At 59.1% G+C, this 26,128-nt stretch carries 20 protein-coding genes, 1 tRNA gene and 1 riboswitch; of the genes, 13 read left to right on the top strand and 8 right to left on the bottom strand.

What is annotated here, in order from left to right; genetic code table 11:
• Positions 1-226: 226 nt before the first annotated feature.
• Positions 227-3,715 carry a peptidoglycan-binding protein gene (locus ABVT35_RS00250; protein WP_368464008.1) on the bottom strand — a complete coding sequence of 1,163 codons (3,489 nt, stop codon included), beginning with the start codon at positions 3,713-3,715 and terminating at the stop codon, positions 227-229.
• Positions 3,716-4,438: 723 nt separating this feature from the next.
• Between ABVT35_RS00250 and ABVT35_RS00245 the strand changes: the two genes are divergently transcribed.
• The 7 genes from ABVT35_RS00245 to ABVT35_RS00215 all read left to right on the top strand — a co-directional run bounded on the left by ABVT35_RS00245 (position 4,439) and on the right by ABVT35_RS00215 (position 13,243).
• Positions 4,439-6,232 carry an acyl-CoA dehydrogenase C-terminal domain-containing protein gene (locus ABVT35_RS00245; RefSeq protein ID WP_368464006.1) on the top strand — a complete coding sequence of 598 codons (1,794 nt, stop codon included), beginning with the start codon at positions 4,439-4,441 and terminating at the stop codon, positions 6,230-6,232.
• 89 nt (positions 6,233-6,321) lie between these two features.
• Entirely contained in the window at positions 6,322-7,494 is a 1,173-nt protein-coding gene (locus ABVT35_RS00240) for an acyl-CoA dehydrogenase family protein (RefSeq protein WP_368464004.1), read from the top strand.
• Between the two features lie 13 nt (positions 7,495-7,507).
• Positions 7,508-8,716: an acetyl-CoA C-acetyltransferase gene (locus ABVT35_RS00235; RefSeq protein WP_368464002.1), complete on the top strand. Its 1,209-nt coding sequence runs from the start codon at positions 7,508-7,510 to the stop codon at positions 8,714-8,716.
• A gap of 17 nt (positions 8,717-8,733) precedes the next feature.
• A complete protein-coding gene (locus ABVT35_RS00230) occupies positions 8,734-10,947 on the top strand; it encodes a 3-hydroxyacyl-CoA dehydrogenase NAD-binding domain-containing protein (RefSeq protein WP_368464000.1) in 2,214 nt (737 codons plus the stop codon).
• Between the two features lie 166 nt (positions 10,948-11,113).
• The gene (locus ABVT35_RS00225) at positions 11,114-11,731 is read left to right on the top strand and encodes a 2-hydroxychromene-2-carboxylate isomerase (protein ID WP_368463998.1); all 618 of its coding nucleotides are present in this window, start codon (positions 11,114-11,116) and stop codon (positions 11,729-11,731) included.
• A 91-nt stretch (positions 11,732-11,822) separates the two neighbouring features.
• A complete protein-coding gene (locus ABVT35_RS00220; protein ID WP_368463996.1) occupies positions 11,823-12,473 on the top strand; it encodes a S24 family peptidase in 651 nt (216 codons plus the stop codon).
• Complete coding sequence (locus ABVT35_RS00215; RefSeq protein ID WP_368463994.1) at positions 12,473-13,243, top strand: thermonuclease family protein; 771 nt, start codon at positions 12,473-12,475, stop codon at positions 13,241-13,243. Before ABVT35_RS00220 ends, ABVT35_RS00215 begins: the two co-directional genes overlap by 1 nt.
• Here ABVT35_RS00215 and ABVT35_RS00210 read toward each other — a convergent pair.
• Positions 13,203-14,867 carry a lysine--tRNA ligase gene (locus ABVT35_RS00210; RefSeq protein ID WP_368463992.1) on the bottom strand — a complete coding sequence of 555 codons (1,665 nt, stop codon included), beginning with the start codon at positions 14,865-14,867 and terminating at the stop codon, positions 13,203-13,205. The genes ABVT35_RS00215 and ABVT35_RS00210 overlap by 41 nt on opposite strands.
• Before the next feature lie 693 nt (positions 14,868-15,560).
• On the opposite strand from ABVT35_RS00210, the gene ABVT35_RS00205 reads away from it, so the two are divergent.
• Both ABVT35_RS00205 and ABVT35_RS00200 read left to right on the top strand, forming a co-directional pair.
• On the top strand, positions 15,561-15,974 hold the full coding sequence (locus tag ABVT35_RS00205; protein ID WP_368463990.1) for a tellurite resistance TerB family protein: 414 nt from the start codon (positions 15,561-15,563) through the stop codon (positions 15,972-15,974).
• Between the two features lie 99 nt (positions 15,975-16,073).
• Positions 16,074-16,883 (top strand): sterol desaturase family protein, encoded by an 810-nt coding sequence (locus tag ABVT35_RS00200; protein WP_368463989.1) that lies wholly within the window; start codon positions 16,074-16,076, stop codon positions 16,881-16,883.
• Between the two features lie 105 nt (positions 16,884-16,988).
• Here ABVT35_RS00200 and ABVT35_RS00195 read toward each other — a convergent pair whose 3' ends face one another.
• Positions 16,989-17,849 carry a transporter substrate-binding domain-containing protein gene (locus ABVT35_RS00195; RefSeq protein ID WP_368463987.1) on the bottom strand — a complete coding sequence of 287 codons (861 nt, stop codon included), beginning with the start codon at positions 17,847-17,849 and terminating at the stop codon, positions 16,989-16,991.
• Between the two features lie 64 nt (positions 17,850-17,913).
• Positions 17,914-17,987 (bottom strand) — tRNA-Gly (locus ABVT35_RS00190).
• A gap of 128 nt (positions 17,988-18,115) precedes the next feature.
• On the opposite strand from ABVT35_RS00190, the gene ABVT35_RS00185 reads away from it, so the two are divergent.
• Positions 18,116-18,904: an ion transporter gene (locus tag ABVT35_RS00185; RefSeq protein ID WP_368463985.1), complete on the top strand. Its 789-nt coding sequence runs from the start codon at positions 18,116-18,118 to the stop codon at positions 18,902-18,904.
• Here the strand turns inward: ABVT35_RS00185 and ABVT35_RS00180 are convergent, their stop codons facing one another.
• Positions 18,905-19,993, bottom strand: coding sequence for a 2'-deoxycytidine 5'-triphosphate deaminase (locus tag ABVT35_RS00180; RefSeq protein WP_368463983.1), 1,089 nt, complete (start codon positions 19,991-19,993; stop codon positions 18,905-18,907).
• Between the two features lie 78 nt (positions 19,994-20,071).
• A riboswitch (SAM riboswitch) is annotated at positions 20,072-20,149 on the top strand.
• A gap of 42 nt (positions 20,150-20,191) precedes the next feature.
• On the opposite strand from ABVT35_RS00180, the gene ABVT35_RS00175 reads away from it, so the two are divergent.
• A complete protein-coding gene (locus tag ABVT35_RS00175) occupies positions 20,192-21,409 on the top strand; it encodes an O-succinylhomoserine sulfhydrylase (protein ID WP_368463981.1) in 1,218 nt (405 codons plus the stop codon).
• A 15-nt stretch (positions 21,410-21,424) separates the two neighbouring features.
• Here the strand turns inward: ABVT35_RS00175 and ABVT35_RS00170 are convergent, their stop codons facing one another.
• Complete coding sequence (locus ABVT35_RS00170; protein WP_368466232.1) at positions 21,425-22,036, bottom strand: CDP-alcohol phosphatidyltransferase family protein; 612 nt, start codon at positions 22,034-22,036, stop codon at positions 21,425-21,427.
• 250 nt (positions 22,037-22,286) lie between these two features.
• Here ABVT35_RS00170 and apaG point away from each other — a divergent pair, with 250 nt between their 5' ends.
• Positions 22,287-22,679 carry a Co2+/Mg2+ efflux protein ApaG gene (gene apaG / locus ABVT35_RS00165; RefSeq protein WP_368463979.1) on the top strand — a complete coding sequence of 131 codons (393 nt, stop codon included), beginning with the start codon at positions 22,287-22,289 and terminating at the stop codon, positions 22,677-22,679.
• Complete coding sequence (locus tag ABVT35_RS00160) at positions 22,676-24,133, top strand: TrkH family potassium uptake protein (RefSeq protein WP_368463977.1); 1,458 nt, start codon at positions 22,676-22,678, stop codon at positions 24,131-24,133. The genes apaG and ABVT35_RS00160 overlap by 4 nt, the downstream gene beginning before the upstream one ends.
• A 68-nt stretch (positions 24,134-24,201) precedes the next feature.
• Here ABVT35_RS00160 and ABVT35_RS00155 read toward each other — a convergent pair whose 3' ends face one another.
• Positions 24,202-25,071: a formylglycine-generating enzyme family protein gene (locus ABVT35_RS00155; protein ID WP_368463976.1), complete on the bottom strand. Its 870-nt coding sequence runs from the start codon at positions 25,069-25,071 to the stop codon at positions 24,202-24,204.
• Between the two features lie 142 nt (positions 25,072-25,213).
• Complete coding sequence (locus ABVT35_RS00150; protein WP_368463974.1) at positions 25,214-26,083, bottom strand: formylglycine-generating enzyme family protein; 870 nt, start codon at positions 26,081-26,083, stop codon at positions 25,214-25,216.
• Positions 26,084-26,128 lie beyond the last annotated feature (45 nt).

The raw sequence follows: 26,128 nt of genomic DNA, 5'->3' as shown, positions 1-26,128 counted from the left end.
AGATTATTGTGACCGAATGCAGCAGGCATCCCGTTCTGTCATGCGCCTTATGTTTCCCCGAGTCAATCATTGTGACTGGGGCCAGAGAGGTAAGTTTTTCAGGACAGTTAAAATGGATACGGAATTGCCGGGTGAGTAGCGGGACAATAAGCAATCACCCCGCAATCGGGCGGGGTGACGGCAGTTTCGCTGTCGTTGCTTATCCGGCTATCCGCACGGTGGCGGATCAGTAGTTTCGAGCCATGAGTTCCTTGACCAGGGCGTCCGAGACCTCGCCAGTCGGCGCCAGTCCGACGGAGGCCTGGAATGCCTTGATCGCCTCGACGGTGCGGTTGCCCATGATGCCGTCAATGCCACCGGTGTCGAACCCGTTCTTGGTCAGGATCGCCTGAATGTTTTTGACGGCCTTGGTCATGTCCACCGAGGCGGTGCGGGTTTCCGTTCCGCGCCACTCCGGCGGTATACGAACCGAGTTCGCAGCTTCAACCAATGCCGCGGGCTTCCACAACTCGACCTTGGCACGGGCGCTCTCAAGCTGCTCGGGGCGCAGCGCATTTGCCACCTCATCGCGTTTCTTGGAAGCATCCTTGTCGCCGGCTTTTGCAGCAATGGCGAACCATTTGTAGGATTCTTCCAGATCCTGCGGGACACCGCTGCCGCGGGCATGCAGGATGGCAAGATTGAACTGGCTGTCCTTGACGCCGAGATCAGCGGCGCGGGTGAACCAGGTTCCGGCGGAATCGTAGTCAGATACACCCTTGCGGCCCATGGCGTAAAGCACGGCGAGATTATGCATCGCGCTTGCATTGCCCTGTTCGGCAGCCATCTGATACCAGGTCAGCGCCCTGTCGACATCGCGTTCGACGCCGGTTCCCTTCTCGTAGAAGTTTGCAAGCCGGTACTGAGCCGGTGCAAAGCCCATATCCGCCGACAGCTGATACCACTTTGCGGCTTCGGAAAGATCGACGGGAACGCCACGACCATCGGTGTAGCGAGCGCCAATCTCAAAAAGGGCAAGCCCGTCTCCGTTTGCCGCCGCCTCGCGCAGTGCGAGCGGACCGGTGGCCTCCGGCGGCATATCGATTTCCACGGCCTTTGCCGGTGCGTCGGTGGAAAGCGACGCAACCTCCGTTTCGGATGCGGGCTCCGCCGGCTGGAAGCTCGAGCTCGGCTGTATGCCGTTGTCAGCAGACAGAACCTGCGGCGCTGCCGGTGCGGCAGTGGCGGCTGGTGACGGTGCGACGGCTGCCGGTGTGGGAGCAATGGCGGGCGCCGGTGTCGGTGCCGGGTCGATCGGGTCGGCGACGTTGTTCTCAACGACCTCCACCTTGGGTAGCTCTGCCACAGCATCGATAACAGGCTCTGCAATGGGTTCGGGAGCCGGCTCTACCACGGCCGGCATTTCAACCGATGCGGACTGTACGGGCTTTTCCTCTCCGCCCATGAAGCCGGAAAGGAGCGGATAGGAAATGACCGCCAGAAGGATCGCTCCGGCTGCAAGCAAAATCGGCTTGCGGCGGCTGGCCAGTTTGTCTTTCAACGAAGGTCTGTTTGCCTCTTCTTCATTGGCAACTGCCTCCAACTCAGCAGCCTCGGATGCGGCGGCCTGTGCTGCGCGGCGGGCGGCGGCAATGAAATCGGCCTTGTCGGTCCTGGCCTGCTCTGCTTCGGCGGCGAAGGGCGCATCCTCGTCGGCCATTGTCTGCGCTTCACGCACCTTGGCCATGATCCGTTTGATATCAGGTGCACCCGAACCGGGTTCAAGCGGCATATTGGCCGTTTCCGGATCGATGTCGCCGACCGGATCGATGGAAGGCGCGGCGTGAACGTTCTGCAGGGCATGTTCCCTATGGTCGTCGGTGATCTTAGACCGCGATCCACCGGTAATGCGCTGCTTCAGCCCTGACAACAGCGATCTGCTTGCCGGCTCTTCATCGAGCTCTGGCAGGTCCTCATCATGGTCGGTAAAAAAACCGGGCTCGTCGAGCTCCTCCTCCGTCGCGTCGTGCGTGTGAAACGCCGCTGTTTCCTCAGGCGGATAGACGGCGGTTGCGGGCTGCGGCTCGCCATAGGGATCTGCTTCGTTACCGATATTGAGCGCCGGAGGTTCATGCATCGCGGTTTCATACATGTTCGGCTCGGGAATGGCCGTTTCATGCATGTGCGGTTCCGGCACTGGCTGATGTGTCGCAGTATCCTCAAGCCTCTCAAGCCGATTGGCGATCTTCAGGAGCGTGTCGTGCACCGCATCGATTGTACGGGCGCTACGCTCCTCGCTTTTTCGGCTGAGATCCTCGAGCGACCTCAGATCGCCGACAAGCGACTCGATCGCCGACATATCAGCGGCCGAAGCGCCGTTCTGCTGGTAGGTGGCGATGGCCGTTTCCGCAGCCTGGCGTGCGGCCTCAATGACTAGATCCTGGCTGTCGGAGTGGCTGGTCGAAATATGATCCTCGATCGCTGCCAGGCGCGGCTCGAGAGCCGATGTGCTTTCGCGCTGGGGAAGCGGATCGGAAAGCAATCGCGACAGGCCGGCAATCTGGTCTTCCAGGTTGCGGATCGCCGCATCGTCGTTTTCCTGCGGCACCTGCTGCTCATCCAGACGGGCGGCGATTTCTGCCAGCCGCATTTCGAGCGGGCTTAAATCAACAGTGGCCTGACGCGCCGCGCTTTGCTCGACCCGGTCGGCAAGATCCTCAAGGCGCCCGTAAATCGTGTCCTGATTGCTGTTTGTTGCTGTCAGGTCGGTGTTGATGTTGTCGATGCGCAGCGAAAGTTCGCCGAGCTGTTCTGCAAGATGCGTATTGACAATATCGAGGTCGATCGAATCCACCTTGCGGGAAAGTTCGTCCAGTTGCGCGATCAGTTGCGGATCCGTTGCCGACTGCTGCACAAGAGTGTGCGTCAGCATGTCGAGGCGCTCCGCCAGCGCTCCCATCGCCTCTTCGTTGGCCAGTTCCTCGACGCGCCGGGTCAAGGCTTCCATACGCTCCGAAAGCTCATTATGGGCCTGATGGGCCTGCCCGATCTGGGTCTGGTTGGACTTGCCGATCTGCCCGATGCGATCAACCAGTGAATCCAGACGCTGTTCCAGCCGGTCGACCACCTCGCGATCCACGGCGGAGGCCTGCGCATTGCTGGTTGCAACGATTGCACGGCTGATCTCGTCAAGACGGTCGTCGAGCAATGCAAACTGGCGTGCAACTTCGGGATCTGCCGCGGCCGGCTGGCGCGCCATTGCGTCGATAGCTCCGACCAGCATCTTGATTTTGTCTTCAAGCGCATGCAGCGGCAGGGCGGACGGCAACTGACCGATGGACGACTTGATGTCATCAAGCCTGTAGGAGAGCGTGATCAGCTCTTCACGTACGGCGGCCGGGTCAAGGTCGGAAATGCGCTCCTCAAACCCATCCCAACGGGTTTCGAGGCGCCGCATGCTGTCTTCCCTGGCAAGATCGGCGACCAGGGTGCGCAATTCATCGAGCTCACCCTGCAACATGGAACTGTCAATGCCAGCCCGCGCAGTTTCGCCGGCCCTGGCATTTTCAAACGCCTCGATCTTGGAAACGAGTCTCGCCAGTTCCTCGCTCACTCCGTGCGGCATTGCCGCGGAGTCGGCGATGGTTTTCATTTCGTCGACATCGCGGCGCATGTCGTTTCGTAACGACACCAGCGCCTCTGCGATTTCCCGCATGGCGCCGCTTGTTTCCCTCATGGCGGGATTCTGTGCGTTGCGTGGCTGGGTTCTTTGCACCGGTACGGTCTGTTCACGCTGCGGCAACTGGTGTGGCGCCGGACGGCGCTCCTTATTGGCCGCTCGCTGCTGGTTACCCCTGTCTGGTGCCGGCGCCGGCTGTTCAGACCTGCCCGCCGGCCGCCGCCCGCGATTGTTCAATGATTCGATGCGCGCCTCAAGATCAGCGATCGACCGGTTCAGCATGTCTACCGAATTTGTCTGCCGGGGATCTTGCCAGTTTTTCGGAGGTCTTGATCTGTTCATCATTTTTTCCGTATCGACAAAATAGAACGGTTATTGGTTCCCACCTCTGGCCGCATGCGGAAAAACAGCCGGCGGTTCGCCGGAAATCCCCGATGCGTTTGGTAATCCTTCAATGACGAAAAACATGAGAATCGGGAGTTACCGCCGCTAAATGCACATTCGCGAAACGTGGTAAACAAGCCGTTAACCAAAGTTACTTTTTGGCAAATTTCTTAACGACGCCGTGCCAAATCGTCGCGTTCCCCACTCCCGTTGGCATGCGCCAGAAACGCTCGCGCAGATGTGAAACGCAATCCCGATGTCGCGTCATGAGTGTGCTTCAATTGCCCTGGATACTGATTTTCGGTGTAAAAAATTTTGACGTTTACGCAAACGTCAATTATTTGTATAGAACGTCAACCATCTTCCAACTCCAGTGGACCAGACGAGAGAACCCCCATGCCAAGCTATCAGGCCCCGGTTAAAGACACGCTGTTCATTCTCAACGACGTGCTCGGCTACGAACGTTACAACAACCTTTCAGGCTTCTCCGATGCGACGCCTGATGTGGTCGAAGCAATCCTGCAGGAAGGCTCGAAGCTCGCCGAAGAGGTGTTGCTGCCGCTTAACCAGGTCGGCGACCAGGAAGGGTGCGTGCGCCATGACGACGGCACCGTAACCACGCCCAAGGGCTTCAAGGAAGCCTATGACAAATACCGCGAGGGTGGCTGGATGGGTCTTTCGGCAGACCCCGAATACGGTGGCCAGGGCCTGCCGCTGGTCCTGCATACTGCCATTGGCGAATATCTTTCTGCCGCCAATATGGCGCTGATGATGTATCCGGGCCTCACGCAGGGCGCCATCGCGGCCATCACCGAACATGGCAGCGACGAGCAGAAGGCAAAATGGTTGCCGAAGATGATCGAGGGATCCTGGACCGGCACGATGAACCTGACGGAGCCGCACTGCGGCACCGATCTCGGCCTCCTGCGCACCAAGGCAGTGCCGCAGGATGACGGCAGCTACAGGATTTCCGGCCAGAAGATCTTCATTTCGGCCGGCGAACACGACATGTCGGACAATATCATCCACCTGGTTCTCGCGCGCATCGAGGGCGCGCCGGACGGCGTCAAGGGCATTTCGCTGTTCATTGTTCCGAAGCTGAACGTCAATGACGACAACTCGGTATCCGGCCCCAACGGCGTTTCGTGCGGCTCCATCGAAGAAAAGATGGGGATCCACGGCAATGCGACCTGCGTCATGAACTATGACGATGCGACCGGCTATCTCATCGGCGAGGCCAATAAGGGCCTCAACGCCATGTTCGTGATGATGAACGAAGCCCGCCTCGGTGTCGGCCTGCAGGGCCTGTGCCAATCGGAGATTGCCGGCCAGAACGCCGCCAACTATGCCCGCGAGCGCATCCAGGGCCGCGCCCTCACAGGCGCAAAGGAGCCGGAAAAGAAGGCCGACCCCATTATCGTTCATCCGGATGTGCGCCGCACTCTGATGACCATAAAGTCGTTCAACGAGGCCAGCCGCGCACTGCTTTTATGGACGGCGCTGAATTCCGACCTGAAGCATCGCGCCGATTCCGAAGAGGACCGTCAGGCGGCCAACGATGTGCTCGGCCTGATGACGCCGATCCTCAAGGGCGTACTGACCGACCGCGGTTTTGACAATGCGGTCGCTGCCCAGCAGATGTATGGCGGACACGGCTATATCGAAGAATGGGGCATGAGCCAGTATGTGCGCGATGCACGCATCGCGATGATCTATGAAGGCGCCAACGGTATTCAGGCCCTCGACCTCGTCGGCCGCAAGCTCGGCGCGAACGGCGGCCGGGCCGTCATGGCCTATTTCAAGGAAGTCGGCGATTTTTGTGAGGAAAACCGCGACAACGAGGCGATGGCGCCGTTCACCAAGAGCCTGAAAAAGGGACTCGGCGACCTGCAGGCTTCAACCATGTGGTTCATGCAGAACGGCATGTCCAACCCCGACAATGCCGGTGCTGGATCGACCGATTACATGCACCTCTTCGGCGTCGTTGCGCTCGGTTACATGTGGGCCCGCATGGCCAAGGTCGCGCAGGAAAAACTCAATGGCGGCGGCGACGACGCCGACTATCTGCAGAACAAGCTGACCACTGCGCGTTTCTTCTTCGAGCGGATCATGCCGGAAACGACTCTGCGCCGCCAGCGTATCGAGGCCGGTTCGGAATCGGTCATGGCGCTCGACGCCGCTGCATTTTGATGTCGGCCGGGCTTGCAGCCCGGCAACACGGCCCCACATTTGAATAGGACAGGTCCGGCGCTGCCGGATCTCTTGCTGGAGGAATTTGAATGGCAACCATGCCCGCACAGGTTTTGGAAGTTCCGCGGCCCGACTGGATGAGCGACGATCTGACCATGCTCGAGGACATGGCCAACCGGTTCATGGAAGAAGAGATCGCCCCCCACTACGAGCGTTATGAAAAGCAGGAAATCGTCGACCGCCAGGCCTGGGAAAAAGCCGGCGCGGCGGGTCTTTTGTGCGCGTCCATGCCTGAAGAATATGGCGGTGTCGGCGGCACTTATGCCCATGAAGCCATCATCACCGAGGCCATCGGCCATACCGGTGTCGACGGTTTTGGCATCGCCCTGCACAACGCTATCGTCGCGCCTTATATCCTCCATCACGGATCTGAAGAACAGAAGCAGAAATGGCTGCCGAGGCTTGCCACGGGCGAGTTGATAGGAGCCATCGCCATGACCGAGCCCGGCGCCGGATCGGACCTGCAGGGCGTCAAGGCGACCGCCCGCAAGGACGGCAATCACTATGTCATCAACGGGTCGAAAACTTTCATTACCAACGGCCAGAACGCCAATCTCGTTATCGTCGTCGTCAAGACCGACCCGACGGCCGGGGCCAAAGGCACGTCGCTCATGGTGGTCGAAACGGATGAGGTGGAAGGCTTCGAGCGCGGGCGCAATCTCGACAAGATCGGCCTCAAGGCCAACGACACGTCGGAGCTGTTCTTCAACGACGTGCGCATACCGACGGCCAATCTGCTCGGCACGGAAGAGGGCCAGGGCTTCATCCAGCTCATGACCGAACTGCCGCAGGAGCGTCTTTTGATCGCCAATCAGGCGATCTCCATGATCGAACGGGCGCTGGCGTTGACCATCGACTATGTGCGCGAGCGCAAGGCATTCGGCAAAACCGTACTCGACTTCCAGAATACCCAGTTCAAGCTGGCCGAGCTGAAGTCGGAAGCCACGATGGCGCGCGTTTTCGTCAATCACTGCGTCGAACAGCACCTGAAGGGCGAGCTGACCCCGACGACCGCGTCGATGGCGAAATACATGCTGACCGACCTGCAGTGCAAGGTGATGGACGAGTGCCTGCAGTTGCATGGCGGTTACGGCTACATGAACGAATATCCAATCGCACGCATGTTCCGCGATGCGCGCGTGCAGCGCATTTACGGCGGAACCAATGAAATCATGAAACTGCTTATCGCACGGAGCCTTTGAGGAGACTACGACAATGGCTGATGCCTTTATCTATGATCATGTGCGCACCCCCCGAGGGCGCGGCAAGAAAGACGGAAGTCTTCACGAGGTGCCCTCCGTGCGGCTTGGCGCGAAGGTTCTGGAAGCTATCCGAGACCGCAACGAGCTGGATACATCCACCTTGGATGACGTTGTCTTCGGTTGCGTCGATCCGGTGATGGAAGCCGGCGGCGACATCGCCCGCGCATCCATATTCGAGGCCGGCTACGCAACGGAAGCGCCCGGCATGCAGGTCAACCGTTTCTGCGCCTCGGGCCTTGATGCAGTCAATATGGGCGCGGCCAAGATCGGTCAGGGCGCCGACGACATCGTGATCACCGGCGGTGTCGAATCCATGTCCCGCGTCGGTCTCGGCATGTCCGGCGGCGCCTGGTTCATGGATCCGTCGGTCAACATGCCGTCCTATTTCATGCCGCAGGGTGTTTCGGCGGATCTGATCGCCACCAAATATGGTTTTTCACGCGATGATGTGGATGCCTATTCGGTGGAGAGCCAAAAACGTGCGGCCCATGCCTGGGATAGCGGCTATTTCAAGAATTCGGTCATTGCCGTCAACGACCAGAACGGCCTGACCATTCTTGACCATGACGAGCATATGCGCCCAGGCACGGACATGCAGAGCCTTGCCTCGCTCAATGCCTCCTTCGGCATGATCGGCGAAATGGGCGGCTTCAACGCGGTTGCCATTCAGGCGCATCCAGATGTCGAGATGATCAACCACGTTCATCACGCCGGCAATTCTTCCGGTATCGTTGACGGCGCCGCCGCCGTTTTGATGGGCTCGGCCGAAGGCGGCAAGAAGATGGGCCTCAAGCCGCGTGCCAAGATCCGCGCCTTTTCCAATATCGGCTCCGACCCGGCGCTGATGCTGACCGGTCCCGTCGACGTAACGCGCAAGCTGCTCGACCGCGCCGGCATGGCGCTGGACGACATCGACCTGTTCGAACTGAACGAGGCCTTTGCGTCCGTTGTCCTGCGCTACATGCAGGCGCTGGAAATTCCGCACGACAAGATCAACGTCAATGGCGGCGCCATTGCCATGGGCCATCCGCTCGGTGCAACCGGCGCCATGATCCTCGGAACGGTTCTCGACGAACTTGAACGCCGCGATCTCAACACCGCGCTTGTCACATTGTGCATCGGTGCCGGTATGGGCACTGCAACCATCATCGAGCGCGTATAGACAGGGAAGAACACCAGATGAGCTACAAGAATTTTACGCTGGAAACGGATGCGGACGGCATCGCCCTTGTCACATGGGACATGCCGGACAAATCGATGAATGTCTTCACCGAAGAGGTGATGAGCGAACTCGACGCCATTGTCGATGCGGTCGTCGCTGACGATGCAATCAAGGGCGCGGTCGTCACTTCCGGAAAATCCACGTTTTCGGGCGGCGCCGACCTTACGATGCTGAAATCGATGTTCGAACGCATCCATGAGGAAAAGGCCAAGAACCCTGAAGGCGCCTCGAAGATGCTGTTCGAGCAGGTCGGACGCATGACCGGCCTCTTCCGCAAGCTCGAGACATGCGGCAAGCCCTGGGTTTCTGCCATCAACGGCGTGTGCATGGGCGGTGCGTTTGAACTGTCGCTGTCGTGCCACGGCCGTGTTGCCGCGGACGCAAAGTCGGTCAAGATGGGCCTGCCGGAAGTCAAGGTCGGCATTTTCCCCGGCGCCGGCGGAACGCAGCGCGTGCCGCGCCTGACCAATCAGCAGGACGCACTGATGATGATGACCACCGGTCAGAATCTCAGCCCGAAAAAGGCAAAGTCCCTCGGCCTCATCCATGAGATCGCGGAGCCGGAAAAACTGATCGAAACGGCCAAGCAGATGATCCGCGACGGGCTGAAACCCGTCCAGCCATGGGACGAAAAGGGCTTCAAGCTGCCCGGCGGCAATGTCTGGAGCCCGCAGGGCGCACAGCTCTGGCCGGCGGTTTCCGCCAACCTGCGCAAGCAGAGCTACGGCAATTATCCATCCGCCTATGCCATCATCAAGTGCGTCTTTGAAGGCCTGCAGGTGCCGTTCGATACGGGTCTTCGTATCGAGCAGCGTTACTTCACCGAAATCCTGCAGACGAAAGAAGCCTACGCGATGGTGCGTTCGCTTTTCGTGTCGCTGCAGGATCTCAACAAGGGTGCGCGCCGCCCGGCCGGGGTTGAAAAGACCAAGTTCACCAAGGTCGGCGTCGTCGGTGCAGGCTTCATGGGTGCGGGCATTGCCTATTCGACAGCCAAGGCCGGTATTCCGGTAGTGCTGATCGACCGCGACCAGGAGGCGGCGGACAAGGGTAAAGCGCACTCGGAAGACCTGGTCGCCGCAGCGGTCAAAAAGAACCGGATGACGCAGGAGCAGGCCGACAAGCTTCTGTCGCTGATCACCCCGACAGCCGATTATGGGGCGCTTGACGGCGCTGAACTGGTGGTCGAAGCCGTGTTCGAAGACCGGGGCATCAAGAAGACCGTGACGGAAGCAGCCGAAGCCGTTCTGGCTCCGGGTTCCGTATTCGCCTCCAATACATCGACATTGCCGATTACCGGCCTTGCGGAGAACTCCAAACGTCCTGACGATTTCGTCGGCATCCACTTCTTCTCACCGGTCGACAAGATGATGCTGGTTGAGATCATTCTCGGCGAAAAGACCGGCGACAAGGCTCTTGCCGTTGCGCTCGACTACGTGCAGGCAATCAAGAAGACGCCGATTGTCGTCAACGACACACGCGGTTTCTACGTCAATCGCTGCGTGATGCGTTACATGACCGAAGCCTACAGCATGATTGTCGAGGGCATTCCGGCGGTAATGATCGAAAACATCGCCAAGATGGCCGGCATGCCGGTTGGTCCGCTGGCGCTCAATGACGAGGTCGCCATCGACCTTTCGCAGAAGGTCAATCGTGCTACCATTGCCGATCTCGGCGAAGGCGCGGTGGACCCGCGCCACGTCAAACTCATCGACACGATGGTGGACGGCCACGGGCGTCTTGGCCGCAAAAACGGCAAGGGCTTCTACGATTATCCGGCAAAACCGGCCAAGAAACACATCTGGCCGGGCCTGAAGGATCTATATCCGCAACAGGATCCGGACGAGGTCAGTGTCGATGAAGTCAAGAAACGCTTCCTTGCGACCGTTGCACTCGAGGCGGCGAGGACCATGGAAGAAGGCATCGTTACGGATCCGCGCGAAGCAGATGTGGGTTCGATCCTCGGCTTCGGCTTCGCGCCCTATACCGGTGGCGCGCTGTCCTATATCGACGGCATGGGTGCAAAGGCCTTTGTAGAAATGTGCGGCGACCTTGCCACGAAACATGGTGAGCATTTCAAACCAACCCCGCTCCTGAAAGAAATGGCAGCCAACGGCGAGAGCTTCTACAGCCGCTTCGGTGCCGGGGCCGGTCTCGGGCAGGCAGCCTGAACCGGTACGCCATGATTAACCACAAAAACGGGCCTTCTGGCCCGTTTTTTTTAAGAAATCGGCCATCTTGCCTTGCCGGCTCTCCTTCGGGTTCTAATTCGAGTGCAATGGGTCTTTTCAGCCGGCTAGACATAGTCCGGACAATGCATATCGTAACGGGGATCATATGATGGCGGTTATCGACTACTATTTTTACGGTGCTTCGCCCTTTACCTATCTGGGGCATGAAGAACTGGTTGAAGCCGCGGCGCGCCAGGGCGCGGAAATCAACTACAAGCCGGTAAATCTCTTTGCGCTCTGGGAAGTTTCCGGAGCGGTACCGCCGGCACAGCGCCCGCCGGTGCGCCAACGTTACCGGCTTGTCGAACTGCAACGGGTTGCCGAATTCAGGGGTCTGCCGATCAACACCAAGCCGAAACACTGGCCGGTCGACACGACACTTGCGGACCAGGCCGTCATAGCGCTCGTCGAAGCCGGAAAGTCGCCAGCTCAATACATGCAGAAGGTTTTTGCCGGCGTGTGGGCTGATGAACGTGACCTGTCGGACCGCGAGGTCATCGCCGGGTTTCTTGATGATTGCGGCTTTGATGCCGAAGCCATTCTGGAACGCGCGCAGTCACCGGAAGTTGCCGCCATTCGCGAGCGAAATTCGGAAGAAGCCGTCGCAGCCGATGCCATCGGTGTTCCGGCCTATGTGCTCAACGGCGAAGTGTTCTGGGGCCAGGATCGCATCGAGCTCCTGGAACATGCGCTGAAAACCAGGCGGGAACCCTACACGCCGTAGTACTTCTGCCCATCTGATGGCGATCTCTTCTATTTGCCGGCTGGTTGTTCTAAAAATATAATTCGAAGAACAGTCTAACCGGGGCCTGACGATGCTCTCGCACAAGCAGATATGGTCGGCTATTGATGTTCTTGCCGAACACAACGGGTTGTCCGTCTCGGCGCTGGCGCGCCGGGCGGGGCTTGATCCGACCGCGTTCAACCGGTCGAAGCGCAAGGCCGCGGATGGCCGGCAACGCTGGCCGTCGACCGAATCGATTGCAAGGATACTCGAGGCAACGGGCTGTTCACTTGCCGATTTCGCCGATCTTGCAAACGGCGCCGGCGTCGCCGTCGCCCGCCAGGACAACGGCGCAAGCAGCAATGTTCCGCTGCTCGGCTTTGCACAGGCCGGCGACGGAGGATATTTCGACGATGGCGGATATCCGACAGGCCACGGGTGGGATGTCGTCGAACTACCGGCGGCGACAGAGCGGCATGCCTATGCGCTGAAGATTCAAGGGGAATCGATGCTGCCGCTCTATCGCAATGGCGATACGCTGATCGTCGATCCCGAAGCACAGGTCAGACGCGGAGACCGGGTTGTGGTCAAAACCCGCGAAGGCGAGATCATGGCAAAGCTGCTGCGCAAAAAGAGCGCCCAGGCGATTGAACTGGCATCGCTCAATCCCGACCACGCCGACCGCTCGTTCAATATGGACGAAATAGACTGGATTGCCCGCATCGTATGGGCCAGTCAGTGATGTTCTGGTTGAAGCTAAACTCGGTTTTGCGCCCTGCGGTTATTCTCGTCCTGCTGATCATCGGGGCGGTTGTCCTCTACCGTTTTGTCCCCGATCCGGCCTCCACCAAGCGCATGGGCGGAACGGAACCCCTGTGGACTGATGAAGCGCCGGATCAAACAGCAGCGGTCTCCAGCGCGGAGGCGCCACGCGCCATCGAACCGGCCCGTTTTGCCACGCCGTTTGCGCAAGATGCCGCCCGGCTGGAGCGGATCGCGCCGCGCCCGCCCCTGACACCACAGTTGGATGAGGATACGGGCCCGCGCCCGACGCTGTTGCACAGGCCGCTTGTCATTGCCGCCGGACAGCTTGCCTTTCCGCAGGGAGAGATCCGGTTGAAGGGCCTGATCGTGACCGATCCGGACGAAACCTGTTCAAGTCCGGGCGGGTTGCTTTGGCCCTGCGGCATCATCGCCCGCACCGCGTTCCGCAATTTCATGGGCGGCCGTTCGCTGTCCTGCGCAGTGCCGTCGGGGGAGTGGGAAGACCCGATTGTCGTGACCTGCCTTGTGGGCAAACAGGATCCCGCCGCATGGCTGGTGACCCGCGGCTGGGTGCGGACCCCGGATGACAGTAAATATGCCGATTTCGAGCGAACGGCCAGGGACGAAGGCATCGGTCTTTTCGGTGAAGATCCACGCGGATTGCTGCCGGTACCCGACAGCCAGGTCGTGATCGCGCCGGACGGCGTCAGCCCTTTACCAGATCCCCTGCCAGTGCCTTTGCGATGAGCGCGCGCGTTTCGGCGATCCCGTAAAGCGCGACAAATGAACCGAAACGCGGACCGCGCTCCTGGCCTAAAAGCACCTGGTAGAGCACCTGGAAGAAGGCGACCGATACGCCCGGACCGCCGTCGGGACTTTTTCTTTTCGGATCCTGATAGCGTTCGATGGCACGCGCCACATCAAGGACCGCATCCTGGATCGTGGCTCCGTCGGCATCTTCTGGAAGGCTGCCCAGCTTTTCATCCAGCCCGGCAAGCGCCTCGCGCTCGACCTCGTCGGCAGGCCGGAAGACCTTGGTCGGCTTGACGAAATCGTTGAAATAACGGATCGCGTAGCCGACCAGCTCATTGAGCTTCGGATGGGTTTCGGCGGTTACGCCCGGCGCATAGCGGGAGATAAATCCCCATAGCACATCGCTGTTTTCGGCATTCGAGGCGCTGACAAGGTTCAAAAGCATGGCAAACGGTACCGGATTGTCGATGTCCGGCGGATTGCCGTTGTGCATGTGCCAGACCGGATTGCCGAGCCGGTTCTTCCAGTCCTGGCGCTGATAGGCCGAAAGGAAGGTAAAATATTCGTCTACGGCCTTTGGGATGACATCGAAATAGAGCTTCTTGGCCGTCTTCGGCTTCTGGAACATGTAGAGCGACAGGCTCTCCTCGGACGCATAGGTCAGCCATTCGTCGATGGTCAGGCCGTTGCCCTTGGACTTGGATATCTTCTGGCCGTTTTCGTCCAGGAACAGTTCGTAATTGAAGCCTTCGGGCGCCGGCTTGCCGAGCGCGCGGCAGATCTTCGACGACAGGTTGACACTGTCGATCAGGTCCTTACCGGCCATTTCATAGTCGACGCCGAGCGCGTACCAGCGCAGCGCCCAGTCGGCCTTCCACTGACACTTGACCTGACCGCCGGTCACGCCCGTCTCAATCTCTTCACCGGTCTCGGGATCTTTGTATGTGACCGTGCCTGCATCGACATTGCGAGCGATCATCGGCACCTGCAGCACCTTACCGGTGCGCTTGCACACGGGCAGGAACGGCGAATAGGTCTCACGCCTCTCTTCGCCGAGCGTCGGCAGGATGATCGCCATGACATCGTCATAGACAGCCAGCATGCGAAGCAGCGCCTCATCAAAACGGCCGCTGGTGTAGTAGTCGGTCGAGGAGGCGAATTCGTAATCGAATCCGAACCGGTCGAGAAAAGCCATCAGACGGGCATTGTTTGCCGCACCAAAGGACGGATACTCGTTTGAAAACGGGTCAGGAATGCGGCTGAGCGGCAGGCCCAGATGCGCCTGCAGCATCTCCTGGTTCGGCAGGTTGGAAGGCACCTTGCGGAAGCCATCCATGTCATCCGAGAAACACAGGATTTTCGTATTGACCGTGTCCCGCGTCAGCACCCGGAACGCATGGCGCACCATGGATGTGCGGGCCACCTCGCCGAAGGTGCCGATATGCGGCAGCCCGGACGGGCCATAACCGGTCTCCAGCAGGACGGTTTCGGGATGGCCGCCCTTTTCGTAACGTTTGACGAGCTTTCGCGCCTCTTCGAACGGCCAGGCCTTTGCCTCAGCCGCTGCCGCAATCATATCTTCATCAAGATCGATCTGGGTCTGGCGGTTCGTACTCATCGTCTCACTTTCGGAATTGTCACGATTTCAACAATTGTCACTGCGGCCTTCGTACCGCGTGAACGCCACGGGTCGGCTTATCTAAGCTATGCCGGATTTTCCGCTATCGCAGACATCGTCTGCTGCAGCGCAGCAGAACCTATGCCGAGAGCCCCGGAAGGTCAATAACTGGTAATCTATTGTCCTCACGGTTGAGCGCGGCTTCGCCGCTAACCTCCGGACGGGGCGGGCCACAGGGCCCGACGCGCAGCCGCGCTTTCGGTGCTGCTTGTAATTGTTTTTCGCTCACGCATGAGCGGCCCTTCGGGCCTATGCTCCGCGAGGGCGGGCCATCCGGCCCGACGCGCAGTCGCGCTTGCGGTGCTGCTTGTAATTGTTTTTCGCTCACGCATGAGCGGCCCTTCGGGCCTATGCTCCGCGAGGGCGGGCCATCCGGCCCGACGCGCAGTCGCGCTTGCGGTGCTGCGCACCGTGTTCATTTCCCTTGACCGCATCGCGAGGGAAACAGATCGAAGCTCGCAGAGCTTCGCAAGGCCGACCGGCCGTCGCCGCAAATGCGGCGCGCCCCGCGCAGGCCAGCCGCGTAGCGGCGGTACGGCCGTGAGCGGACATAATGGCCTTGCACTCTGCGGCGCTGCTACATAGTTTAAACGCAACCCAAATCATCCGGACGCAGATCAAGAAGGACTTTGCATGTCATCCCCGATCACCATTCAGGACGCGCTAATTTACATCATGGTCACGATGTCCGCCGTCGACCGCACCATGACCGACGCGGAGCTCGCTCAAATCGGCAATGTCACGCGCACTCTGCCCATCTTCCAGGACTTCAATGAAGAGCGGCTGGTCCGGGTTTCAAAGGATTGCGGTGCAATATTGAGTGAGCAGGACGGCCTCGACACCGTTTTGCTGATCGTGCACGACGCGCTGCCGCACAATCTCTACGACACAGCCTATTCGCTTGCCGTCGAGGTTGCCGCTGCCGACCTTCATGTCGAGCAGGAGGAGTTGCGTTTATTGCAGATCCTGCGGGACCGGCTGGGTCTCGACAAGCTGACCTGCGCCGCCATCGAACGCGGTGCCATGGCGCGCTACCGCACGCACTGAACGGCCCTGTCACTCAGCTCCTGTTGGCGCGGGAATTTCCTTCCCAAGTGCGCTACATGACGGGTACGGACCTGCATCAAACTGATCGGAGGCTGAAAATTGGAATTGTTCGGTCTGTCCGAACCAGTGGTGCGTTTTATCGCCTTTGGGGTCATTTTTACATCCATGGCACTGTTCGAGCTGCTTAATCCGCGGCTCGAGCGGAGCGAGCTTGTGGGCGCCATCAAGGCGCGACGCTGGTTTACCAACCTTTCAATGGTGGTGATTTCATCGGTTGCACTGCGCGTCATCTTCCCACTCGCAGCAGTCGGTACGGCGCTCTGGGTCAACGACCGGGACTACGGGCTGTTCAATTACCTTCAAACGCCTGCCTGGATTGCCGGCATCATCGCATTCGTCGTGCTCGATTTCGCGGTCTGGCTGGAACACGTCGCCAGCCACAAGTTCCATATCCTGTGGCGCATTCACCGCATGCACCATTCCGATCCGGGCTTCGATGTCACCACGGCGCTGCGGTTCCACCCACTTGAAATCGTGCTTTCGATGTTCTGGAAGGCGCTGATCATCCTGGCACTCGGTCCGCCTGCCGTTGCCGTGCTGCTCTTTGAGATCGTGCTCAACGGCACCGCGATGTTCAACCACTCCAACGCAAAAATTCCTGCCGGCATCGACCGGCTGCTGCGTCTGGTGCTGGTGACGCCCGACATGCACCGTGTCCACCATTCAAGCGACAGCCGCGAAACCGACACGAATTACGGCTTCAATTTCCCGTTCTGGGACCGGATTTTCAGAACCTACTGGGCGCAGCCAAGGCTCGGCCATCAGGGCATGGAGATCGGACTGAAGGATTATCGTGACGGATCCCCCGTCAAACTGGGCTGGTCGCTGCTTTTGCCGTTCCGTAAATAGGCGCTAGATCACCGTGTGCAATTTCGAAATCGCGCTTGGTGCTCTAGCTATTTGCATTGTCGTTCGATTTATCCGAAAACCGGTTCCAACTTTTCGGATCTCACTCTAGTAAAGCCCGTTGGGAAAATAGCGCAGGTAAATCTCGCGCATCCGGCCATCCTTGCTGATCGACAAAATCGCGTGATTGAAGGCATCGAGAAGATCCGGACTGTCACGGCGCACAGCGATTGCAAGCCCCTCGCCCAGAAATGCCGGCGCAAAGTAAGGGCCGTCAAAAAACGAGCAGCACTCGTTCGCTGAATTGCTGACCAGCCAGAAGGAAAGCTGCACACCGTCGCCGAACACGGCTTCCACCTCGCCGGTTTTCAGGCCGTCAAACATCCACTCGTCGCGTTCATATGTCACCGGCTTGATCTCCGGGAAATAGGCGCGGAGCATGGCATCATGTGCCGAACCAGCGATGACGCCGACACGCTTTCCGGCAAGGGATGAAGCATCCTGCCCCTCGACTTCCACCCGATTGGAGAGCACGAAGCGTGCCGGAAACTTGAGGAACGGGCGGGTGAACAGATACTGGTCGCGGCTTTCGGCGGAGATGGCGACGCCGGAAATAAGCGCATCGCCCAGCCCGCTTGCCATCGCCGTTGCAAGCTCGCTCCAGGGAAGTATCTGGATCTGGCATTTGTCGGCAATGTTCAGTTCGTCGCAGATCTCACGCGCCAGATCGACATGGAACCCCGACACGCGTGATTGCTGATCCAGAAAATTGAAGGGCGGGAAATCGTGCGTCGTTAGAAACCGGATGCGGTTGCGCGACGCCAGGTCCGGCACGATGACCCGCTCACGCGGATCCCAGTAGTTGGGAGAGGTCGCGGACTGTGCCGGGGCTTTGGGTGAGACGGCAATCGCTGCCAACAGACAGGTTGTGGCCACAACGAGCGGCCGGAGGGTAGCGGGCATTGACATGAACTGGCTCAACAGACCTTCCGACACGAGACTAACCGGCGCCACTTTACAGGAAGCGGATTGCTGGAGCGGGTAGCGGGAATCGAACCCGCGCGTCAAGCTTGGGAAGCTTACAGGCTACCATTACATCATACCCGCGGGCAGCAATGCTTCCGGCGAACCGGATTGCTCACAATGGCGCAACCATCTTTTCTGTCAAGCGCAACTTGACTTGGCCCAAAGGCATTGCCATGTGCAGGGGGCTTCAACTGACCGGTCGATTCATCATGCACGCACTCAAATCCCTGCTAGAAAACCGCACATTCGAATGGTTCATCACGGGCATTATCATCGTCAACGCAATTACGCTTGGCCTTGAGACAATCCCCGCGGCTGTCTCGCAATTCGGCAGCGTGCTCTTCTTCCTCGACAAGGCGATCCTGGCGATTTTCGTCATCGAGATCCTCGGCCGGCTTGCCGTCAACCGGCTGGCGTTCTTCAAGGACCCCTGGAGCATTTTCGATTTTGTCGTGGTCAGCTTTGCGCTTTTGCCGGCGACGGGCAGCCTTTCGGTCCTTCGAGCGCTACGCATTTTGCGGGTGCTGCGGCTTGTCAGCATGGTGCCTTCGCTGCGCCGGGTCGTCGGCGGGCTGATCGCCGCCCTGCCCGGCATGGGGTCGATCGTGCTTCTCCTGGGGCTGGTGTTCTACGTCTTTTCCGTAATGGCGACGAAGCTCTATGGCGGAGCGTTCCCCGAGTGGTTCGGATCGATCCCGGCATCGGCCTATTCGCTGTTCCAGATCATGACGCTGGAAAGCTGGTCGATGGGCATTGTGCGCCCGGTCATGGAAACCTACCCGATGGCCTGGGCGTTCTTCGTTCCGTTCATCGTTGCGACCTCCTTCACGGTGCTGAATCTCTTCATCGGCATCATCGTGTCGGCCATGCAGGCCGAGCACGAGGCCGAGGCTTCGGCAGACCGCGAGGCTTTGCAGAGCGAACAGGAAATGATCCTTAACGAGATCCGGGCACTGCGTTCCGATATCGCTTCGATCAAGGCCGAAAAGACAGGCTGACTACTGCCTGAAATGCTTGGAAAGCTTCAGGCCCTGTGCCTGATAGTTCGATCCAAGATCGGTGCCATAAAGCGCCTTCGGGCGCTCGAGCATGTGTTCGTAGACCAACCTGCCGACGATCTGCCCGTGTTCCAGAATGAACGGCACTTCGTGGCTGCGCACCTCAAGCACGGCACGGCTGCCCGATCCGCCCGCCGATGAATGGCCGAAGCCAGGATCGAAAAAACCGGCATAGTGTACGCGAAACTCACCGACCAGCGGGTCGAATGGCGTCATTTCGGCGGCATAGAGCGGCGGCACGTGCACAGCCTCACGCGAGACGAGAATATAAAACTCATCCGGATCGAGGATGATGTAGCCATTGCCGCGCGTGTAGATCGGCTCCCAGAAATCGAGGATGTCGTGCTTGGCCTTCTTGTCGACGTCGATCACGGAAGTGTGGTGTTTGCCGCGGTAACCGGCAAGGCCGTCCGGCCCGCTTTCAAGATCGACGGAAAGCGCAATGCCGCCGCCGGAGATGTTGGGAACATCCGAGGCGACCAGAACCTCGCTTTCGTGGAGTTGCGCCAGTGCCGCCTCGTTAAGACCGGCACTTCCTTTACGGAACCGGATCTGCGACAGGCGCGACCCGGTGCGCACGACGATCGGGAAAGTACGCGGGCTGACCTCCAGAAACAGCGGCCCCGAGTATCCGGCGGGCATCTTGTCGAATTCCTGGGTATTGTCGGCCATGACGCGGGTAAAGATGTCCAGCCTGCCCGTTGAGCTCTTCGGATTGGCGGAAGCCGAGATGTCGTCCGGCAGATCGAGGCTTTCCAGAAGCGGCACGATGTAAACACAGCCTGTTTCAAGCACCGCGCCATCGGAAAGATCGATCTCGTGCAGCTTCAGCCGCTCCAGCTTGTCGGCGACCTTGTGGCCCGGGCCGGGCAGGAAGCTGGCGCGCACGCGATAGGCTTTAAGGCCAAGACGAAGGTCAAGGCTCGCAGGCTGAATCTGGTCGTCGTCGAGCGCCCGCGGCGCCGCGAGGCGCCCCGCCTCGAAAAGCGCTGCAATGTCCCGATCCGCCAGTATTCCCGCGCCTGCCATGCCCTGGGTCCCTAATTGTTTCATCCTATCAAATACAGCGTGACACGATTGACGCAAGGAATTCGGGGCTGTAAAGAAGCCTTATCCCGTGGTGATTTGGCCGACCGGCTTGCTGCCACGTTAAACAAGTCGCTAAAAGGTCGGGTGTCAAACCGGCTAGCGATGTTCGCAAGCCGGTTTTTTTGTTGGATGAATGAGATGACGGATAAAAACAACAACGCCGAAACCAGAAAGACGAATGCGTCAAACTGGAGCCCCGCCACACAAATGGTGCATAGCGGCGTCAGCCGTTCGCAGTTCGGCGAGACGTCCGAGGCCATGTTTCTGACGCAGGGCTTTATCTATGACAGCGCTGAAGCCGCCGAAGCCCGTTTCAAGGGTGAGGATGCGGGTTTCATCTATTCCCGTTACGCAAATCCAACCGTCGACATGTTCGAACAACGCATGTGCGCTCTCGAAGGAGCCGAAGACGCGCGAGCCACCGCTTCCGGCATGGCCGCCGTTTCGTCGGCACTGCTTTGCCAGGTCAAGGCGGGCGATCATGTGGTTGCGGCACGGGCGCTTTTCGGCTCCTGCCGCTGGGTGGTCGAAACTCTGATGCCGCAATACGGTGTCGAGACGACACTCATTGACGGCACCGATCTTGAAAACTGGCAGCGGGCGGTGCGCCCCAACACCAAAGTGTTCTTTCTGGAAAGCCCGACCAACCCGACGCTCGAGGTCATCGATATTGCCGGCGTGGCGGACATCGCCGACTCCATCGGCGCAAAGCTGGTCGTCGACAATGTCTTTGCCACGCCGCTTTACCAGAAACCCCTGGAACTCGGCGCTCATATCGTTGTCTATTCGGCCACCAAGCACATTGACGGCCAGGGCCGGTGCCTGGGCGGCATCGTGCTGTCGACAAAGGAATGGATCGAGGAAAGCCTTCACGACTTTTTCCGCCATACGGGACCGTCGCTGTCGCCGTTCAATGCCTGGACGCTCTTAAAAGGTCTTGAAACCCTTCCCGTTCGGGTCAGGCAGCAGACCGAAAGTGCCCGGAAAATTGCCGATTTTCTGGCCGAGCAGAGTGCAGTCAAACGGGTCATTTACCCCGGCAGAGCCGACCACCCGCAGGCCGATCTGGTGCAAAAGCAGATGTCCGGGGGATCGACCCTCATCGCCATGGAAATCGAAGGCGGAAAAAGGGCCGCGTTCGATTTTGAAAATGCGCTCGATATCATCCAGATTTCAAACAATCTGGGCGACGCAAAAAGCCTGGTCACGCATCCCTCGACAACCACGCACAAGAACCTTGCCGAAGAAGCAAGGGCCGAACTCGGCATTACTGACGCCACTGTGCGCCTGTCGATCGGCCTGGAGGATACAGACGATCTTATTGCCGATATCGATCGGGCTTTGACAGCTATTTAAGTTACTGCCATAGGGCTATTGCCGGCTGAAGACGCGGCCGGCAAGTATGATGCGCGACAGTGCTGTGTAGAAGCATACTGCGGCATAGATATAGGCGATGACCGGAAAGCTGCCGGGGAAGACGCAAAATGCAGACAACACCGCAATTGTTTCCGTGCCCTCGGCAAGGCCGGTGGTGAAATAGAGGGATTTTTCACCGCGCACGGTGCTGTGCATATCATAGCGCTCAGCCATGATGGCATAGGCAAGGAATGTTGAGCCGTTCACGTAGAATGAGAAGATCAGCACCGCGCCGGCGACGCCGTTCGCGGCGGGATCTGCCAGGATAAATCCGAGCGGGATCGCGCCGTAGAAGACGAAATCGAGCACAATGTCGAGATAGCCGCCAAAATCGGTGGATTCCGTTGCTTTGGCAATGGCGCCGTCAAGCCCGTCGAAAATTCGGCTGATCAGCAGCAGCACCAGCCCGGTCCAATAGGCGTGCTGCCAGATTGCAAAGGCAGCCGCCAGGCCTATGACGCAGCCAATGACAGTGACTGTATCTGCGGAAATTCCCAATGCCGCAACGCGCCGGCCGCAAGCATCCAGCGGCGGATTGATTATCTTTCTGACGGCGCCATCCAGCATGGCCTCTCCCTTTTCCCGGTCCCCGTAACGCATTGCGTTTGCGTCATGCATACAGCTTTCACAGCCCTGTAAAAGCCACCAATTCTCACAATTGCGTCAGCTTGGTCCGACCGGTGGACCGGCTTGACGGTGTTGGAACAAGATTCACCGTTAAGCAAGCGCCGAAAACCCGATTCCCCATTGCGCGATGGTGTTTTATACAGGCCGCGTTATGATATCAGGGGATTCGAGGCAGAGGGCGCGGGCGAACATGTATCGGGCGCTGACAAACGAAATCGAAATCACGGTCGAACCGTTTTATCTGGAGGAGCAATCCGAGCCGGATGAAAACAGGTTTGTCTGGGGGTACCGCATCGTGATCGTCAATCATTCCGATCAAACCGTGCAGCTGCGCGATCGCTACTGGCGTATCACCGATGCGATGGGCCAGGTGGACGAAATCAGCGGCGAAGGAGTGGTCGGTGAGCAGCCGGTCCTGGAGCCCGGAGACCAGTTCGAATATTCATCCGGCTGCCCGCTCGACACGTCTTCCGGCATGATGGTCGGCCAATACCGCATGGAGCGTCAGAACGGCGAGAGCTTCATGGTCGACATTCCGGCCTTCTCACTGGATGTGCCTGGAATGGCGAGAACGCTCAATTGAACGGAGCACTGGATTTCCGCCCCGTCATCCTTGTCACGGGCATTCTGATCGCAACGCTCGGACTGGCGATGCTGTTGCCGGCCATTGTCGACATTGCCGCCGATAATGATGACTGGGTCGTCTTTTTCGCCTCGTCCATGCTGACGACGCTTATCGGCCTGTCTCTCTTTGCAGCAACGCGGGGTACGCCGCGCGGCCTGTCGACACGGCAGGCGCTGCTTATGACCACCGTGTCCTGGGTCGCGCTGGTGGCGTTCGGGGCACTGCCCTTTGTGTGGTCCGGCATCGTACCGAGCTATACGGATGCCTTTTTTGAATCGATGTCCGGTCTGACGACCACGGGCGCGACGGTCATCCAGGGGCTGGACAATGCTCCGCCCGGAATCCTGTTCTGGCGCGGCCTGCTGCAATGGCTTGGCGGCCTCGGCATTATCGTTATGGCAATCGCGGTCCTGCCGATGCTGCAAATCGGCGGTATGCAGCTCTTCAAGGCCGAGGCCTTCGATACGGCAGAAAAAATCCTGCCCCGGGCGACGCAGATATCAAGCTCGATCACGCTTGTCTTCATCGGGTTTACCGTGGTGTGCTGCATTCTGTTCCTGGCAGCCGGAATGCCCTTCGACGATGCGGTCATTCATTCCATGACCACGGTGGCGACAGGCGGGTTTTCCACCAAGGACGATTCGATCGGTCACTACAGCAGCGCTGCCATAGACTGGATCACCATTGTCTTCATGATCCTCGGCTCGATCCCGTTTATTCTCTATGTGCAGATGCTGCAGGGACGGATACGCCCGGTCTTCATGGATTCGCAGGTTCGCGTTTTTCTGGGATTGCTCACGATAGCGACCATCATCGCGTGGCTGATGGCGCATTACGGCGAATACCATATCGGCCTTGACGGACTGCGATACGCTGCCTTCAACGTGGTTTCGATTACAACGGGCACGGGCTATGCGACCACCGACTACGGCATCTGGGGGCCACACGCCATATCATTCTTTTTTGTCATTATGTTTATCGGCGGGTGCGCCGGATCCACCTCATGCGGCATAAAGATCTTCCGCTTCCAGGTGCTTTTCGAGGCGATCCGCCAGCACATCAACCAGGTGATGTATCCGCACGGCATCTTCCGGCCGAAATTCAACGGCCGCCCGATCGACCAGCGGGTCATCGCCTCGGTGATGAGCTTCATGTTTTTGTACGTCATCAGCTTCGGCGCCATAGCCATCGCTCTTATCCTGACCGGGCTGGACACGACAACCGCCCTGTCGGGCGCCGGTTCGGCGATCTCCAATGTCGGTCCCGGTCTCGGCACGGTCATCGGGCCGGCCGGCAATTACGCACCGCTGAACGACATGGCCAAGTGGACCCTTTCTGCCGGCATGCTTCTCGGCAGGCTTGAGCTTTTCACAATCATGGTGCTTTTCCTGCCGCGCTTCTGGCGCACGTGACAAAACGGCCATCGCCTTCTGTCTCCTGTGATCCGTGACACGACATGCGATTTGATTGTCCTGCGAGTCTAAGCCTCGAGAGCCAGATCCCTTACCAACCGGACTCCAAAGTTGGAGCTACGGTAATGCGGTTCGGCCCTGGTGCGGTGGGCGGAGCGAAGCGCATAAGCGTAGAACAGCCATGAGCCGCCACGCAGCACGCGCTCTATGCATTCTTCCTGCGTCCAGGCGCTGCCGTCGCCTGGCGCTCCCGCATAGTCATCATGCCAACAGTCTTCACACCACTCATCCATATTTCCGTGCATTTGATACAGACCGAACGGGTTGGGCTCGAATTCATCGACCGGGACAGACCTATTCCGTTTCGTTCCCTTGTTGCCCCTGTTGAAGGGGCGCTCGCCGTCAAAATTCGCCACATCCGTTGTGATTCTGCTGCCCCACCAGAACGGCGTCGTCGTACCAGCCCGACAGGCGTATTCCCATTCGGCCTCGGAAGGCAGGCGATAGCCATTGTCTTCGGCCCGGCCAAGCTTCTTGTTCAACGCCTCGACGAATGCCTGGACATCGCCCCAGTTGACACTGTCGACCGGATTGCGATCGCCTTCGAACTCACTCGGGTTATTGCCCATAACCGCCTGCCATTCCGACTGTGTGACGGTATAGCGCCCCATTGCAAAGGGGCGGGCAATGGTGACCTCATGTTGGGGATCTTCATTGAAGTCCCGGGTCGGCTCCCGCTGCGGAGATCCCATCGTGAAAGTACCGGCCGGGATCACAACCATTTCCGGTAAACTTTGGTTCGGCTTACCATCCTGGCCGATATCGCGAAACACGCACCCCGGCTCCGGCCATCGGCCGACGAGGACCTCGACCGGGATTGAGGGCTGGGTCGTTGGCGCCGCCTGTGCGCCAGGTTCGGGAGACGTCGATGATGTCATGGGCTACGCTCTGATATTGTGGATGTGGGATTGTTGTGTGCAGGCTGTCCCGCAGAGTTGCCAGTACTGAAGGCTCGTGTCCACCTGGTCCTGAAATTCAAGCATTGCCTGGCGCACTCTCTCTTTTCAGGAGGGAAAGGCACTAAGACGCGTCAGTCAAGGTTCTCGCCAGCCGGAACCCGATATTGTGGCTACGGTGGTGTGGAACGATCCCGCCGCGGGCTGCGGAGCGCGCATAATTGGCATGGAAGAGCCACGAACCGCCACGCTTAACGCGTAACTTACATTCCCCTTGCGTCCAGGCGCTGCCGTCGCCCGGCGCTCCCGTGTAGTCATTGTTCAAATAGTCTTCACACCACTCATCCACATTTCCATGCATTTGATAAAGACCGAACGGGTTGGGTTCGAAGTCAACCACCGGTACCGTTGTTTGCCGGATTTTGCGTTTTCTGCCCCAAGAATCGGGGCGTTCACCGTCATAATTCGCCATGTCGATGGTGTTCTTGCTGCCCCACCAGAACGGTGTCGTCGTTCCGGCCCGGCAGGCGTATTCCCATTCCGCCTCGGAAGGCAGGCGATAGCCGGCTCCCTCAGCCAGGCCAAGCTTCATGTTCAACGCCTCGACGAATGCCTTGGCATCGTCCCAGCTGACCCTTTCGACCGGATTGCGACTTTCCTTGAAGTCACTCGGGTTTTTGACCATGACCGCCTGCCATTCCTCCTGGGTGACGGCATACCGCCCCATTGCGAAGGGGCGGGCAATGGTGACTTCATGTTGGGGATGTTCGGACGAGTTTCGGCCCGGTTCATCTTGCGGAGATCCCATTGTGAAGGTGCCGGCCGGAATCACCACCATTTCCGGTAAGCTTTTATCCGGCATACCGTCCTGACCGAAATCACGAAATACGCATCCTGGCTCCGGCCATCGGCCGGCGAGGACCTCGACCGGGGATGCGGGCTGGTTTGTTGGCGTCGCCTGTGCGCCAGGTTCCGAGGACGGCGATGATGTCATGGGCTATGCTCTGATTTTGTGGATGATGATGTATTTAGCGCAGTG

This window comes from Hoeflea sp. TYP-13, from assembly GCF_040932035.1.
Lineage (GTDB): Bacteria > Pseudomonadota > Alphaproteobacteria > Rhizobiales > Rhizobiaceae > Hoeflea_A.
This window is presented reverse-complemented; position numbering and strand designations above follow the sequence as displayed.